General features: G+C 54.7%; 13 protein-coding genes and 1 pseudogene. 2 read left to right on the forward strand and 12 right to left on the reverse strand.

What is annotated here, in order from left to right; all coding sequences use genetic code 11:
* Positions 1 to 592: 592 nt before the first annotated feature.
* From IAE39_RS02800 to IAE39_RS02815, 4 genes and pseudogenes are all read right to left on the reverse strand, one after another.
* Positions 593 to 2,326, reverse strand: a complete 1,734-nt coding sequence (locus tag IAE39_RS02800; RefSeq protein WP_201199175.1) for an ATP-dependent helicase — start codon at positions 2,324 to 2,326, stop codon at positions 593 to 595.
* 13 nt (positions 2,327 to 2,339) lie between these two features.
* Entirely contained in the window at positions 2,340 to 4,085 is a 1,746-nt protein-coding gene (locus tag IAE39_RS02805; RefSeq protein WP_201199177.1) for an ATP-dependent nuclease, read from the reverse strand.
* 237 nt (positions 4,086 to 4,322) lie between these two features.
* Positions 4,323 to 4,531, reverse strand: a pseudogene (locus IAE39_RS29590) (hypothetical protein).
* Between the two features lie 65 nt (positions 4,532 to 4,596).
* Positions 4,597 to 4,827 (reverse strand): hypothetical protein, encoded by a 231-nt coding sequence (locus tag IAE39_RS02815; RefSeq protein WP_201199181.1) that lies wholly within the window; start codon positions 4,825 to 4,827, stop codon positions 4,597 to 4,599.
* Positions 4,828 to 5,104: 277 nt separating this feature from the next.
* Here IAE39_RS02815 and IAE39_RS02820 point away from each other — a divergent pair, with 277 nt between their 5' ends.
* Positions 5,105 to 5,335, forward strand: coding sequence for a hypothetical protein (locus tag IAE39_RS02820; RefSeq protein ID WP_110676602.1), 231 nt, complete (start codon positions 5,105 to 5,107; stop codon positions 5,333 to 5,335).
* Between the two features lie 200 nt (positions 5,336 to 5,535).
* Here the strand turns inward: IAE39_RS02820 and IAE39_RS29595 are convergent, their stop codons facing one another.
* From IAE39_RS29595 to IAE39_RS02830, 3 genes are all read right to left on the reverse strand, one after another.
* Positions 5,536 to 5,826, reverse strand: a complete 291-nt coding sequence (locus tag IAE39_RS29595) for a hypothetical protein (RefSeq protein WP_236548370.1) — start codon at positions 5,824 to 5,826, stop codon at positions 5,536 to 5,538.
* Between the two features lie 254 nt (positions 5,827 to 6,080).
* Positions 6,081 to 6,449, reverse strand: a complete 369-nt coding sequence (locus IAE39_RS02825; RefSeq protein WP_201199183.1) for a histone-like nucleoid-structuring protein, MvaT/MvaU family — start codon at positions 6,447 to 6,449, stop codon at positions 6,081 to 6,083.
* Positions 6,450 to 6,530: 81 nt separating this feature from the next.
* On the reverse strand, positions 6,531 to 7,412 hold the full coding sequence (locus tag IAE39_RS02830) for a restriction endonuclease (RefSeq protein WP_201199185.1): 882 nt from the start codon (positions 7,410 to 7,412) through the stop codon (positions 6,531 to 6,533).
* Between the two features lie 358 nt (positions 7,413 to 7,770).
* Here IAE39_RS02830 and drt4 point away from each other — a divergent pair, with 358 nt between their 5' ends.
* Positions 7,771 to 9,417: an antiviral reverse transcriptase Drt4 gene (gene drt4, locus IAE39_RS02835; RefSeq protein WP_328825455.1), complete on the forward strand. Its 1,647-nt coding sequence runs from the start codon at positions 7,771 to 7,773 to the stop codon at positions 9,415 to 9,417.
* A 55-nt stretch (positions 9,418 to 9,472) separates the two neighbouring features.
* Here the strand turns inward: drt4 and IAE39_RS02840 are convergent, their stop codons facing one another.
* The 5 genes from IAE39_RS02840 to IAE39_RS02860 form a co-directional block, all read right to left on the reverse strand.
* Positions 9,473 to 10,753, reverse strand: coding sequence for a Y-family DNA polymerase (locus IAE39_RS02840; protein WP_201199187.1), 1,281 nt, complete (start codon positions 10,751 to 10,753; stop codon positions 9,473 to 9,475).
* Positions 10,740 to 11,168, reverse strand: coding sequence for a LexA family protein (locus IAE39_RS02845; RefSeq protein WP_201199189.1), 429 nt, complete (start codon positions 11,166 to 11,168; stop codon positions 10,740 to 10,742). The genes IAE39_RS02840 and IAE39_RS02845 overlap by 14 nt, the downstream gene beginning before the upstream one ends.
* Before the next feature lie 910 nt (positions 11,169 to 12,078).
* On the reverse strand, positions 12,079 to 12,477 hold the full coding sequence (locus tag IAE39_RS02850; RefSeq protein WP_201199197.1) for an NUDIX domain-containing protein: 399 nt from the start codon (positions 12,475 to 12,477) through the stop codon (positions 12,079 to 12,081).
* A gap of 146 nt (positions 12,478 to 12,623) precedes the next feature.
* Positions 12,624 to 13,799: an MFS transporter gene (locus IAE39_RS02855; RefSeq protein WP_201199199.1), complete on the reverse strand. Its 1,176-nt coding sequence runs from the start codon at positions 13,797 to 13,799 to the stop codon at positions 12,624 to 12,626.
* A 79-nt stretch (positions 13,800 to 13,878) separates the two neighbouring features.
* The gene (locus IAE39_RS02860; protein ID WP_201199201.1) at positions 13,879 to 14,907 is read right to left on the reverse strand and encodes an alpha/beta hydrolase; all 1,029 of its coding nucleotides are present in this window, start codon (positions 14,905 to 14,907) and stop codon (positions 13,879 to 13,881) included.
* Between the last annotated feature and the right edge of the window lie 105 nt (positions 14,908 to 15,012).

The following is a 15,012-nucleotide window of genomic DNA, read 5'->3' on the forward strand; positions in this document are numbered from 1 at the left end:
GCCGCTGAGCCAAGGCGCAACGCTTAGGGCTCACCGTTGCAGGGACAGCTGTCGTGAAGCGTACCCTGGCTTCGCCAGGGTGCGGCCCTATCGGGTCTCCATCCTCTCGCCTTTGGCGCATCGTGGGCCGGCGCGCTCCGCTTGCCATTTTGCCAATCAGTGCTGCGTCTGACCCAGTTTGCCAGCCTTGTGCAATTGATAGTCGATGACAGTTTGGTATAGGTGGTCAGCCTCCAGGCGGAGCCGATCCACCTCATCCGCAGGGCGTCCTTCATCGACTGCTTTCTGGTGAGCACGGATGGCTCCGAGGGCTTGCTGTAAAAAGGGCTCTCCAGCCTCAGCCATTCCTAGAATCGTCCTCTTCATTATCAGCACCCATCCTGCCGGCTGGCACGGGGTGTATCCAGGTACTCCATCTCGGCGTTCCAGGTCATAACGAATCTTTCAAGGTCACGGAAAACAGGGCCCGACAGCCAAGTTCGCATAGCCAGCGCTCGGTGCCACACGTTTTCTAGGCTGCGCATTTGTCGATTAACCAGCATGTCACGACCCTCCTCCATTACCAACACCAGCTCACATGTACCATCGTCCATTATTCCCCTGGAACCTGGTCTATCTCGAGAAATCCGGCCTGCTCTAGTCCTGCTCTCAGGACAGCCAAAGCGGCCGTCGGTACTGCCAACCAAAGTAGGTTGCGAGCGCGAGTTACAGCTACATACCCAATACGCCCTACCTCAGTATCCACTCCGTTCAGCATGGCTTCGATGTTGGCCCGATTGGCCACATACAAGACGGCATCAATACTTTCGCCTTTAACCTGGTGAACGGTTTTCACCCGGGCCTTAGGCTCCTGCTCAACCTCGACTTCAAGCTCCGGGCTAAGAGGCCCGGCAGGCAGCAAAGCGCGTGTTAGCCGGCGTGTCAGCCCATCCAATGACGCCAGACCAAAATCACGCTGGATTTCACGAAGTAGCTGAGCAACTCGTTCTTGTAGCAGAGGAAGCCATTCGCCTGAGGCTGGCAAACTTGAAGCCGGTAAACCTTGAGCAGGATCTCTGGTGAACAACCACAGTCGACGTCGCAGCTCGCGCAATTCATGGTGATGAGCGACGCCACTCAACCTATTGAGCAGTCCAGGGGGTGGGCTATCCAACTGGCTGAAAACGCCACGCGCGACCATCCTGAATGCCCCTAGAAAATCGGAGCGCTGATCTCGAAGTAATGCAGCTTCAGCAAACAGCTTTACTGCTCCCCGGCCTTCAGGATCTTTTTCTCCCGACAATCTGGAGGCCATTGCAGCCGCGCGACATACGACAGCAGCTCTATCTGGGTTGATTGCTTGCCGATCAAGGGCTGCATGGAAAGCATCCAGCAGTGAAGGAAGCGCCTGCTCACTATAGCCAATGAAGTAGGCCCCTAGGGGTGGGGCGGCGTGATCACGATCAGGATCATCTGCCCTTCCCGAAAGGTGATTCGCGATGTTCAGAATAGAAGGCAGGGAGCGATAGTTTCGGGTCAGGCGGTAGGGAGCAACGCCATCCCGCTCATGGTAGTTCCGCAAGAAGAGACCGTCGGCATCGGCGAACTCGTAGATTGCCTGACTTGGATCGCCAATAAGCGACACTTGCACACCTGCACCGATTAGAAGCTCCAGAAGTTCCTGATGCAGGGCTCCAATGTCCTGAGCTTCATCGACGATGATATGAGGGTAGCGTCGAGCCAAAGCTCTTAGCACCACGGGCTGCTCGCTTAGGACGCGGTAGCACCAATAGCGGCCCAGATCGTGCGTATAGCCGCCCAAGCGTCCCAGTCGAGCAACCACACGGCTAGCATCCGCCTGGTTGAGCAGCATCTCGTTGCCATGGACTGTGTAGTAGAAGTGCGGCTGACCTGCGTCGAATCGAACCTTGATCTCGCTTACAGGTATCGGGTGATCCCGCGTTGGGCAATTGAACCCGGCAAGGAAAGGCTCCCCACCGGTCACTAGAAAAGCCGTCTGGTTAGCCCCCATTGTTCGATGAGCATGAGCCTTCATGACCTGGGTCGTGATGAAGCCATCCAAGGTATCTATATCAACCCTGTTTCGACCGGATCCGCTCGGCAGTGTTTGAGAAAGCTCCTGGTAACCTTTGCGAAAAGTCTCTACTGCAACATTAGAGAATGACAGCAGCGCTATGCGTCCCTTCGATCCAGCAAAGCGCCGGCGCATTTCGACCAGACGCTGAATCGCAGTAGCCGTCTTACCACTTCCCGCACATGCCGTAACGGCTAGCGGTAAAAAAGGAGCATCAATGACGAGCTGCTGCTCTGGGGATGGCTCTATCATTCGGCCTACGCTCCTAGCCCGGCATCTGGCACACATGTGCGATAGCATCAAGTATGTAGGGCGGAACCTCACAGGCCGCTCCCTCCCCAATTACATAGGCCAGGCTCTGTCCAAAGCGGCCTTTCTGTACATTTTTCTGGGTAGATGGGCGCTCAAACATCCCACAAAACAGGGCGCGCGCTTTGGCTGCATCGTCTGGGGCTGCATTGACCACGACCTCAAGGCTCTCAGCAATCTGAGGATGAAACTCAGCTAAAGCACTCGACATGGCTGTGCGGTTGATTGGGTGTAGAGCTAAGTCGTATTCCAGTGTTTTAACGCCATGAAAAACACGGACATATCTGTCCTGTAGCTCTAGCATATTCGCGGTGTTGTCGGAAACCTGAACTGCGGCGCCTAAAGCTGGATACAGGGGTTGGGCTGGTTGACCGGGAACCACGACTCCTGATGGGTCGGCGTCTGTGATCAACGCGACAGGAATTTTCAGAGCGTTCTCGCCAAACAGCGGAAGGAAGGAGTCAAAATTGAGCCCCTCGACGCTGATCAGGCTCACTCCATGCCCACGCAAGTCGAAACCTGCTGCGGTTGCCAGAGCATCGACGAGCATCATCTCTGCGGCCCCTTCTACGAAAATAACCCGACGCGCAAAGAACAGTTCCGCGCGGGTAACATCGAGATAGCGCTCTAGCTTCTCCCGCTTGCCGTTTCCAAACCTTACTTCGCGCGGGAAGAACGTCTCGACGCGTCCCTCCGACTCCACCAAGCACACGAGGCAATCAAGATTTGCGTTACTGGCAAAGTTGGGTGAATGGCTCGTCACGAAGAGCTGAACAGGTTGCTCCCCCTCCACCTCTTGCAAGCTCGCCAGATATCTCAAAAGCACAGCCTGCAGTTGAGGATGGAGGTGAGCTTCCGGCTCCTCCACGATCAGGCCGCGATATGCAGCGTCAGAGTTTCGGGCAAGCTCACTGAGTACCACAGCCATAAAGATCAGGTTGTTGAAACCTAGGCCGTTCTGCTCGAGTTCGAAGTCGTCCACAGAAAGTGTCAACCTAGTAGACAGCCGTTGAAAGTCGGAGGCACTCAGTCCAACGTTGAGAGCTTGGCGCAGTTGCGCTCCGAGCATCGCATTGTGACGATCAGCAATTGCTGTCTGTGTACCTCGAATAGGTGCATGATCCCGAAGCTCATCATCCAGTCGCTGCAATGCTTCGTTGATGCCTTGGCGCCCCGCATCATCTGTCAGTAGGTGCAATAGGCGCGAAAGCTGACTGCTCCTCCCTGGACGCAGGCCTTGCGCTGCATCACGAAGCGGCTGCAGATAGACCCCTCGCAAGTTTTCGATCATGTCTGCAGTCAGGGACACCTCTTGGTAATCGCCACACCAGCGACGCACTCGTAAGCGCCCTCCTTGGTCGGCATCTGAGTAGCACACATGGAAATGCGCTTCTACTTGGCCGCCGGCGATAGGCTTGAGCGCTGCCAGAAAATCAGCCTCGTCATCGGGCCTCAACCCTCGGAAGACGTAGTGGAACTCAATGTCTCCAGCCTGCTCTCCCTGCGGAGAACGGTGCCGATCTTCAGCTCCGAATCGGGGGTATGGCTCTTCATAACCAGCCAGCAGGGCTCGTAGCGCATCGACTACAGCACTCTTGCCTACGTTATTCGCTCCAACCAGAACATTCAGGCCGGGCTGAAAACGTAGGTGCACGTCACGCAGCTTGCGAAAGTTGCGGATATTCAGTTCAGCCAGATGCATGTTAGCGCCCCATCCTTGGTTCTATTATTAGCTACCGCAGCTCGCACCAGCGGCGCGTCCCTGGGAAGGCAGTGTAGGGTCGAACATGATGGAGTTTAAAGGTGCAAGCGCATGCTCTGTAACGTCTGCTTCTGGGCAGTTAGCTCGGGCACACCTAGACCCGGTAAAGACGTCGATACTACGACCGCTTTTGGCCGGTAGCTGTTTGCAGCGAACGGCGACGATGTAGGCCATCTGTTAATGACCTTTCTCAGCAGGCCTGCCAAGGGCGTGCAGTTGGTAGTCGGTGACCGCCTGGAAACGATGTTCAGCCATCAACCGAAGGTGCTCCAGCTACGCTCCAACTACCCCCGCAGCCTGGGCCTGATGGTAGACCTTTAGAGCTTCAACGGCCTCGTGTACAGAGGGTGGTCTGGCATAAGTACCTTGCTCAGATTTAGTTTCACAATCCCTCCCCCCTTTCGCCACAGCGACCCCACACGACGTCATGCCAGCAAGGCTTGTATTTAGCCTACCACTGCTGATCAGCTTGGACGGAGTGAGCGTACATCAATGCTTCATCCGCGAGCTCCAACATGTCGGCCAAGGTTCCTGAATCGACGGCATGCATGTCACGTAGTGCGTATGCGTGATGCAGAAGCTCCCTGTGATGCTTCTTAGGGGCGATGAGCAGGGCCTCGGTGTCGTTGAGCAGCTGTCGCCACTCTTGGATCGACATTACGGGCAGATTGGTGCCTGTCATGGCGGCATTCTCTATAGCTGTATGGGCATACAGTATTCGGAAACTGCCCGGCTGCATAGGTACTACGGACGAAATGCTCCTGCGATGAGAACAGATTGGTCGCTGGAACGAGGTGAGTTTTAGCTGGGAATGGCGATGCGTCGCCCAGATGGAGAGATTGTTCCGCTGAGGCAAAGCCACGCCGCAATGGGGGGAAAGTAGGGTCAAAATTTGTCACGCTTCGATGGCGCCCGATTTCGACATGTTATGTTTGGGCTATCCCCCAAGGAGCGGAATCATGGATCAGATTACCCAACTCGACGACAGCATCGAGCGTTTGGCCCGTATCGCGGATGAGCTTGAGCAGCAGGTAGCACCGTGCCCCGCATCCCGATTGAGATTGATCACCTGGGTCACCGACTGGGTAGGTAGTCCATCAAGATTGGCCGAGCTTGAGCAGGGTTTGCCGAGCATTCCGCAGGGCCTAGTTTCGGCTTACACAGCCTGGGTTCACTCAAACCGTGGGTGATAGCCCGTCGCGTCCAATAGTCTTCACGGCTTTTTCACATGCGGTGTGGGAACGTTAGCTATCCCTACGTGTGATAGAAGCTCCCTTGCCCGCCCCCAGCGGGCTTTCTTTTGCCCGCAATGACCTTCATCGCAGGAAGCCAAGAATCCGTGATCGCTGGCATAAGTGCTCAGCGACCACCAGAGTGCTGACTTTGACGACTAGGCCACTTGCTTCACTGTAGGCCGCTGATCAGTCGCGAGTCGCCTTGCACGATCCACTCCCCAAGCCAAGGCCCGAGTCATCGACTCACCTAGTCGAGAGTCGAATGCCTCTTCGTGAAGGGCCATGCCACAGCCCGCGTACACGCCGATGAACATCTGTGTCTGGCCAGTTCTGGAAAGCCTCACTTGGACATCAATCGAGGTGCCGTCATCCAGCTCCTCGTCATGGCTCCGGTGATGAAGCACAGGATCGGCCCAAGCCCAAAAAACTTCACCGCGTATACGCATGCCGCTCTCCTACGACTTTAGTCTTATAGTCCATCAACCATAGCGCGGGATGATGACGTTTCAACCTTCCAGGAGAGTGACTGCCCTAATTCAGACAACCGGCAGAAAATCCCTACAAAACAGAGCCCTAGGCATACGCTGCAGGTGTTGATGCTCCACGAAGCGGGTCAGCACCCGCGCCTGCCAAAACGTGGCCCCATCACCATAGAAAAAGCCCCCATCAGGAGGCTTTAGCAATCTACCGATAGAACGTGTTACTGGGCAAGCCAGCCTTCCACCACGTCAGAACCGTACTCAGCTTTCCATTCCTTGAGCAGCTTGTGATTGCCGCCCTTGGTTTCGATGAGCTCGCCGTTGTGGGGATTCTTATACTGCTTAACCTGGCGCGCACGACGCGGGGCCTTCTCAGCTGCTGCTGGGGCAGCGGCACGACGGTTGGCTTGAGGATCCAAAATGTTGATAATGTCGCGCAAGCTGTAACCGTACTCGGCCAGCAAGTCACGCAGTTTGGTCTCAAATTGAATTTCTTTCTGCAGCTCGGAGCTGCCTTTGAGTGCTTCGAGCTCAGCGAGCTGGGCGGCAAGTTGTTGCTCGAGTTGACGGAACTCAGCCAAGCGAGACATAGGTAATCCTTTTTAGGTCTAGTAGGGAACTGGCTGACATCCTAAACCATCGCCGAGTTTTTTGTTTTCCTGGCAGAGGCTTCATTCACCGAAAAGCTCGTCCAAAGTTACGAATGCCGCTCCGGTCTCAGCCGCAGCTCGTACTTTCCGCTCAATCACATCTGCAATCGGAATGCGCCGTCCAAGCGCCTTGTAGATATCGTCACCAGACATGCATATCACTTTTCGACCACGACCGAATGCTTGCAACCCGACCGAGGTGAAGCCCCCATAGCTGATGAACAAGCCACGGGCCCATGCAGCTTTCTGATCGACCTTCCCGTGAAATCCGTGTAGTTCATTGGCGCCAATGGGATCTCGTACCCACTTCGCCTCCACCAAGTAGGTTTCGTTTCCGAGCTGGAAGCTACCGTCAATTTGCTCCCCAACCAGCCGAAATGGTGCTCGCGCTTGTAATCGCGAGCTGTCGAACAAGTCCTTCAAAAAGCCTTCGAAGGCATAGCCCCGAGCATGGGGAGCTAGGTCTCGAATTTCATATAGCCGCTTTCTCAAGGTGTCGTAAAGCGGCCATTGATCAACCACGGCGGCAGCGGCAAGCGGATTTACTATTACATCACCCACCTGGCCAGGCGAGCGAGCCGACTCCAAAAGTGATAGGAAACGACCCTCAGCATTGACGATGGTCTCCTCAGCTTTGGTTTCCTGTCGCAGCGTTTGGCGATACGTCCATAGGGCCTCAAGCACTCGGCAAGCTGTGGGCCGATCTACATTTTGTAGGAGGTATCGCAAGCGCTTGGCTTTGGAGGTGCCTTCCTTCTTGAACATCTCATGATCGATGTCAATGTTGAGTTCCTCTAGGAAAAACACGCCCATGGTGCGGTCGGAGAAGTCGAGAACATACCCGCCCCCCATACCAAAAACCGAATCGAGGAACCGCATCTCAGTGGACTTAAAATTTGCCATACCTTGCCTTTCCTTGTCCCGCAGCACAGTCACAGGGCAGCTCAAAATCACCCAGTCAGACCCAAGTGTAGAGCCTCATCCAAGGTAGGGATGGTTCACACAGCAGGACTTTGAAGCTATAGCAAAGTGAGCCTGCCTGGGGCCCGGCGTCTTTATTTCTCTTCTCGCAACACCGCTCGACAGGTGACCTGCCATAAGGCACATCACAGCGTACCAAATGTAGTGGCTGGCCATCTTTGCCAGAGTACATCCTTGAGGAGCAGAGCAAATGGTAGTAGTGCTTTTCTATAGAGTTTATGCGATAACTCCGACCAACCAGCCCATCGTATCGAGCTAACACTGCAGGAGGCATATAGCCGTGAAAGAATTTACTGCCCCATCATCAAACATCGCTATGTTTCATGATGAGGAAAGGCATTTCCTTGAGGCTCTTACCCGCTGGAACTACTTCCCCAACCAAAAAGACTCATCCACCGAACTCCCACCCTGCTTTTCAACAAAGCGCTTCACACCAGAAATTGCGGAAGAACTGGCACGAGCAGAACTATCCAAGGATCGCAGACTCTATTGGTTTGACTTAGTAGAATATCGAGCAACGCGATTCAACAATGTCCCAAGAGTTCTAGGATTAATCCACCCGCTAGCATACTCGAGAATTTACGCCAAAATAAAAGAGCACAGGCAAGAAATTTGGGAATTGATGCAAGATAAGAACAGCGCCATCACCCCGCAGCAGCATAATGATGGGCGCCTATTCATTATGAATTATGAAGACCATGAAACCAAAACGAAAAATAACTTAGAAATCAGCTTTGCCGCCGCCTTTAGAGCCCATGCCGACGTGGCAAATTGCTTCGGATCAATTTATACCCATTCGCTGGAATGGGCTATTCAAGGCTATGAACAGGCCAAAGAAGGGCTGCGTGATCGCAAAAATGGGCATTGGAGTTCCGGACTTGATGCAGTGCTACGGAATGCAAAGCGCAACGAGACATCTGGCCTACCTATTGGCCCCTGCACCTCAAGCATCGCAGTAGAAATAATTCTTGCTGCAGTGGATAAAGAGCTGGCGGGAAAGTTTCGATTCATGCGATACATCGATGACTACACAGCTTATTGCGACACCCACCTTGAAGCCCAAGAATTTATTAGAGCCCTTAACATCGAGCTAGCCAAGTACCGCCTCGCGCTTAACCTAAACAAGACCAAAATCACCGCGCTTCCAGATCCTTCAATCGACTCCTGGGTCACTAAGCTAAACAATGTCACTCCCTGGAGAACCGACTCTAATGGAGCCGTGACACTTTCCACGCAAGAGGCAATAAATTTCCTAGACTACGCCGTGCAACTAAATAAAGCAGAACCTGATGGAAGCGTTTTGAAGCTTGCCGTCGGACTGATCTGCCATCGAGCGCAGAACGATACCGCAGGAACGGTATTCCAGTATGTTCTCAACCTAGCCTGGCATTATCCAATTCTGCTGCCAATGCTGGAAAAAATTGATGCCACCTCCGATTACTACGACAAGGATCTCGTGGTACTGAAACTCAATAAAATTCTTGAGATCAACGCGACACACCGGCGTACTGATGGGATGTGCTGGGCAATGTACTACTTGAAAAACCTGAAATCCCAGCCAACTGAAGAAAATGTAGCCCTAGTAATCCAAACCTTAGACGCAGCCGCGATCACCTTGCTCAGCACCTTTGAATCTGGAATAGAATCAGCGGTCGCATATGCAAACGCGATAATCGAAAAAAGCACTCTCTATGAGCTCGATCAGAACTGGATCTTATTGTACCAGCTGTTCTTCCACGAAATGATCGGCAACCCTTATCCGGAGGACACGACATTTGAAGTTCTCAAGAAACATGATGTCCAATTTTTAAACCCTCCTGAGAAGGACTCTAAAGCTGAGGACTATTGTTTCTATTACTCCAACCCATTTAGGGATGAAGGTGAATTTCCGGTTAATTTCCAAGATTACCTGGAAGGTAAGCGTTGAGGTAGCTAACGGCCAGGGTATACAGGTGCCCTGGCCTTGCACATTAACTACCGCTCTATTTGCAGTAGACCGTCCAGAGCTCATCGACCCGCGTTGTGAAACTCTGGCTCATCATTTCCCGACGCATACCCCAGCTCGGATCCACAGGCACGCTGGCCAGCCGCATGGTGCCCCTACCCCATCTACCATTCACGGCATCGAGCACTCCCATCAGCTTTTCACTCGCCACTGGCTGAGCCGCCGCGAACAGATCACCCGTGATTTCGTTCGGCTGGCTCAGGTCGAGCAGCAGCACCTCTGCTTTGCTGTACCGGAAGCCCTCACGGAACACCCTCTCCACGCCCTCTTGGGCTGCCTTTGTCAGCAAACGCGTGTCATCCGTGGGATATGGCAACTCGACTAGAATGCCGTTGGCATACTTGGCCTCATCCGGATTGAACATACCCGTGCGGATGCTCACCCGTAGGCGCTTGCAAAGCGACTGCTGAGCGCGGAGCTTTTCAGCGGCTCGCGAGGTGTAAGTGGCCACGGCCTCTTTTATCGGAGCCAGCTCGGTCAGCCGGGTACCGAACATCCGGCTTGAGCAGATCTCCTGTTTCGGCGGGTCGGGCTCATCGAGGTCGAGGCAGGTGGTACCGCCAAGCTCGCGGACTGTCTTTTCCAGCACCACGCTGAACTGTTTTCTGAGCGACCAGGCATCGGCATGCGCAAGCTCCCAAGCGGTACGGATGCCCATAGCCGCCAGGTGGGCGGACAGACGACGGCCAATGCCCCAGACGTCTCCTGCGTCGCATTTCTTGAGTACCCAGTCGCGCTTCGTTTGGTCTCGTAGATCCACTACTCCACCGGTATGGTTCTGCCATTTTTTCGCGGCATGATTGGCGAGCTTGGCCAGCGTCTTTGTCGTAGCAATGCCGACGCCGACTGGGATGCCTGTGCGGCGGTACACCTCTGCCCGGATCTGTCGCCCAAGCCGCTCCAAGTCGCCAGGCATACCGGTGAGCTCAGCAAAGGCTTCGTCGATGCTGTACACCTCTGCTGCCGGTACCATGGACTCGATCACCGACATGACCCTCTCGCTCATGTCACCGTAGAGCTGGTAATTCGACGAGCACGCCACGATGCCATGCTTTCGGAGCTTGTCTTTGATCTGGAAGTAAGGTTCGCCCATCTTCACGAACGGCTTGGCATCCGCCGAGCGTGCGATCACGCAACCATCGTTGTTACTAAGCACGACCACAGGCTTCGTGCGAAGGTCGAGGCGGAACACCCGCTCACAACTCGCGTAGAAGGAGTTGCAGTCAATGAGGGCGAAGACTCGCTCAGGCTTTGTCATGGCTTCGCACGCTGTAGGTCACGACACCCCATACCTGGAGCTCCTCCCCTTCGAGAAGGTACCTAGACGGGTAGCGCGGGTTCTCCGATTTGAGCACCACTTGACTGCCGTCCCGGGCAAGTCGTTTGCACAACGGCTCGCAGTTCACGGCAGCGATGACGATGTGGCCAGGCTCAGCTTCGATGGAGCGGTCAACTATCACCAAGTCGCCGGGGTAGATGCCGGCGCCGATCATGCTGTCCCCTTCCACACGCACCAGGTAGATGTGCGGAGCCCGGACGTCGAGCAGCTCATCAAGCGAGATACGCTTCTCAAGGTGATCGGCTGCCGGCGAGGGAAAGCCTGCAGGGACGTGAAAGGAAAATAGTGGGAGCTTTGTGCCGCTGGGTTCGAGGGGGCCGAGGATGGTGAACATGACGAAAACGCCTATACTGTATATGTGTACAGTTAAGCGTTTTGGCATCACTTGGTCAATCCACCACAGGGCAGATTAGATGGCCGGCACCTCGAGCGTGGCCCCCTGCGGGGCACGGCTGTCGTAAACCGCACCCAGGCTGCGCCTAGGTACGGCCCTACCGGGCGTCCATCCTCACGCCTTTGGCCCATCCTGGCCGGCGCGCTCCGCTTGCATTCTTTGCTCACTTAGTGAGCGTACTACGCCTTAACTTATCGTCGACCCGCGATATGAACGCTTAACCGTGTCCAGCGTCACCAGCAGGCATGGAATCAACGCCAGCCTGATCCGCAAGTGGATGATGCTGCATCAAGAGATCCACCACCTGGCGCAGTAGCTCCCTAGCGGTTACTGCAGCGACAGGCGGTGCTAGAAATCCTTGAGTCGTGTACTTGGCTGTAGGAAGGGGGGATCGAGAGCCGCCCCAAAGCAGACTCCATCTTGGAAGGAGTAATCAGATGTCAACCTTATCCCTGGCAGGATGCACTCATGCAATCAGTAGATTGGACTTCGAGCAGGATCAACAGTGGCCGGACACTCCCCAGAACCGCCATTTGCTAGCCGCGTATGGGGCTGCTTGTGAACAATCATCTAACTGCGCTATTGCTGCACTGACCGCAGAGCGAGGCGGATGGAGAAACGTTGAGGAGTACAAGGCTAAAGCTGCGCACTGGGAGACCGTGGCGAACACTCTCGGAGCTGTATTGAGCATGGAAATCCATGGGGGAAGAGAGAACATTCTGCTCCCAGATCCCTGGAGCTAGCGAGGGCTGAAGCAGGTTGCTGGGCCACCGACAGGAACCTAGGTCTCTCGTTATACCGTAGCCGAGAGACGGGTAGTCATCACCTCGGCAAGTTGTCTTGATGAGCTCTACGTGGTCAAGGCTGGCAACCGACTTGATAAAAGCCCAGCGGCTGTCGCATTCAGCATCGCGGGAGTGAGCTTGTCCCTGAGCACCCATTTGCAGGCCACGATCTCATTGCAAGCGACAGGCCTCTCTTCATCATCGAAATGCGTGGTGAACACGTGGTGGACAGTTAGACCGACCTGAACAGTGCATAGGGGAAACAAGCCGTGGCCTTCGATGGACGTCTCCTCTTGAAGCTCCCGTGCAGCCGCTGCGGCAGGCGACTCACCTGGCTCGATGGCACCGCCAGGAAAATTCCACTTCCCGCATTTTTTTCGTACTAGAAGAATCCTGCCGCTTCGAAGACAGATTATCGTTGCCCTGGCCTTGATCTTGGCTTTTCGCTCTTTTTTCTCCCGCATGCACACACTCAGCTCGTCATTAGGATCATTCCGTCTCGCTGTGGCGAGTGGAGACTTATTCCCTGAAGACTCACCTTGGTGTCCACTCGTTCAACCTGATAGGCACAGCTGCCATTTATCAAGCGATAGAGTCGCAGTTGACTGGGCTACGTGCGACTCGTGATAAGGGTAAGTACAGTTGCAGCGAGCAAGAAAACGCCACTAGCAATGAACGTGGCTTGGTAACCCACACCGTCGTAAAGCATTCCCCCCGCAGTAGCACCAGCGGTTATGGCCAGCTGTATTACCGCGACCATCAACCCACCTCCGGCCTCCGCATTTTCCGGCAGGGCCTTGGCCAGCCAGGTGAACCACCCCACTGGAGCACAAGTCGCTACCAATCCCCAGAAGCCGAGCAACACGGCGACAGGAGCAACCCAACCACCAACCGGCACTATGGAAAATGCGATGACCGCCATGATTAACGGTATTGCCAGCAGCACTCTGTTTAGACACCGGGTAACGAGCGGGCCGATTAGCATCGTACCTACCAAACCTGCTGCACCGATAATGAGTAGCAGGAGCGAGAGGGTGGGCACATCTACATGCGTGACCATTTCTAGGAAAGGCCGCAGGTAGGTAAATAAGGAGAACTGTCCCATAAATAGGAATGCGACAGCAGCCATGCCCAAGGCGATCCTACGGTCACTCAACAAGCGAAGTGATACCATGGCCGACACCTTACTTCTCTGGGCTGGCATCGCCGGGAGTGTGAGGGCCTGCCAGATCAACGCCAATGCAGCCAAAGGCACAACGCAGATGAATGCCCCTCTCCAGCCAATCATACCGCCCAAGTAACTTCCGACCGGGGCAGCAATTGCTGTGGCTAACGCAGTCCCGCCCTGCATCAAAGCAATGGCTTTCGGAACAAGCGCTTCAGGGGCGATGCGCATCATAACTGCTGTGGACATCGACCAGTACCCACCAACTGCAATGCCCAGCACCGCTCGCCCCACCATTAATGTCAGATAGTTGGGCGCCATCGCTACCATTACCCCGGAAACCAGCATTAACGCTGTGGTAGCCAATAGAACCGGCTTGCGGTCGATCCCCTTGGTCATGGCTGAGAGCAGGAGACTGGTGATTACGGCGAAGAAGCCCGAGATCGAGATGGCCTGTCCAGCTTGTCCCTCAGTCAGCGAAAGATCGTATGCGATTGGAGTAAGCAGGCTCACAGGTAAAAATTCAGAAGCCACCAGAGCAAATGCGCAGAGTGACATTGCCAGCACAGCGCTCCATATCTGGCGACTTGAATGTTGAAGTGGGATCGCTGAGCTGTTCATAGCAGTTCTCGGGGGTATCAATTTTAAAGACGCAGATTCCCAAGCCCAACTGTCGTTGGGCTTGGGAAGTCAGCGGGCGTTACTTGAGGTTTTCGCGGAAGAAAGCTGCCAGCTTGCTGAAGGGGATCAGCTCAACGCGGTCGTAAAGATCGACATGGCCTGCGCCTGGTACGATCACCAACTCTTTAGGTTCGCCGGCAAGGCGATATGCCTCATCGCTGAACTCACGGGAGTGAGCGTTCTCGCCTGCGATGAACAGCATCGGGCGTGGCGAGATGGTCTCGATGTCATTGAATGGATAGAAGTTCATGAACCTGACATTGCTGGTCAGCGTGGGATGCGTTGTCAGCTCTGCAGACAAGCCCTTCGGAGTGAACTCCCCCCGAGGAGTGCGGTAGAAGTCGTAAAACTCACGTTCAATGGCATTGGAATTTGCGGTCAGTTTCTCCACCGTACCGCTGGTGTATTTGGTCTCACCACCGGCAAACTCGGTATCACGTTGAGCGACCGCTTCGGCGATGGCTTGTTTGCGCTGCTCTACCGATACACCATGCTTGAGTCCATTTCGGTTGGCGGCGCCCATGTCGTACATGCTGACCGTGGCAATGGCTTTCATGCGTGGGTCGATCTTGGCAGCGCTGATAGCAAAACTGCCACTGCCGCAGATCCCCAGGACGCCGATCCGATTACGATCCACGAAGCTTTGAGAACCGAGGTAGTCGACAGCTGCACTGAAGTCTTCGGCATAGATGTCCGGGGACACCAGGTTGCGCGGACGGCCCTCACTCTCCCCCCAGAACGACAAGTCGATGGCCAGGGTCACGAAGCCTTGCTCGGCTAATTTCTGCGCGTAGAGATTCGAGCTCTGCTCTTTCACCGCGCCCATTGGATGACCAACGATGATGGACGGATATTGACTGTTCCTGTTGAGGTTTTTGGGTACAAACAGGTTTCCGACGGTAGTCATCTGGAATTGGTTTTTGAAGGAAACCCGCTCGAGTGAAACCTGTTCGCTCTTGAAGAAATTGTTGGCGCCATGAGACATGTCCGCTGCTCCTGCAGTAAGTGAACTGGCCATCAAGGCAAACGCTAAAAACCAAGTTTTCATGTACATCTCCTGTTTGCTCGAAATGGATGTATTGCGAGGGGCATGGCTCAGTATCCGAGCCACCTCACTTGGCACCCATCTTCCTAGCGAACAGCGGCGCATCAG

Source organism: Pseudomonas sp. S37, assembly GCF_016658545.1.
Lineage (GTDB): Bacteria > Pseudomonadota > Gammaproteobacteria > Pseudomonadales > Pseudomonadaceae > Aquipseudomonas.

Bases quoted from the DNA above. Each gene is read 5' to 3' on its own strand.
- IAE39_RS02800 (WP_201199175.1), bottom strand. From the start codon at position 2,326: ATGATAGAGCCATCCCCAGAGCAGCAGCTCGTCATTGATGCTCCTTTT.
- IAE39_RS02805 (WP_201199177.1), bottom strand. From the start codon at position 4,085: ATGCATCTGGCTGAACTGAATATCCGCAACTTTCGCAAGCTGCGTGAC.
- IAE39_RS02815 (WP_201199181.1), bottom strand. From the start codon at position 4,827: ATGACAGGCACCAATCTGCCCGTAATGTCGATCCAAGAGTGGCGACAG.
- IAE39_RS02820 (WP_110676602.1), top strand. From the start codon at position 5,105: ATGGATCAGATTACCCAACTCGACGACAGCATCGAGCGTTTGGCCCGT.
- IAE39_RS29595 (WP_236548370.1), bottom strand. From the start codon at position 5,826: ATGCGTATACGCGGTGAAGTTTTTTGGGCTTGGGCCGATCCTGTGCTT.
- IAE39_RS02825 (WP_201199183.1), bottom strand. From the start codon at position 6,449: ATGTCTCGCTTGGCTGAGTTCCGTCAACTCGAGCAACAACTTGCCGCC.
- IAE39_RS02830 (WP_201199185.1), bottom strand. From the start codon at position 7,412: ATGGCAAATTTTAAGTCCACTGAGATGCGGTTCCTCGATTCGGTTTTT.
- IAE39_RS02840 (WP_201199187.1), bottom strand. From the start codon at position 10,753: ATGACAAAGCCTGAGCGAGTCTTCGCCCTCATTGACTGCAACTCCTTC.
- IAE39_RS02845 (WP_201199189.1), bottom strand. From the start codon at position 11,168: ATGTTCACCATCCTCGGCCCCCTCGAACCCAGCGGCACAAAGCTCCCA.
- IAE39_RS02850 (WP_201199197.1), bottom strand. From the start codon at position 12,477: ATGCGGGAGAAAAAAGAGCGAAAAGCCAAGATCAAGGCCAGGGCAACG.
- IAE39_RS02855 (WP_201199199.1), bottom strand. From the start codon at position 13,799: ATGAACAGCTCAGCGATCCCACTTCAACATTCAAGTCGCCAGATATGG.
- IAE39_RS02860 (WP_201199201.1), bottom strand. From the start codon at position 14,907: ATGAAAACTTGGTTTTTAGCGTTTGCCTTGATGGCCAGTTCACTTACT.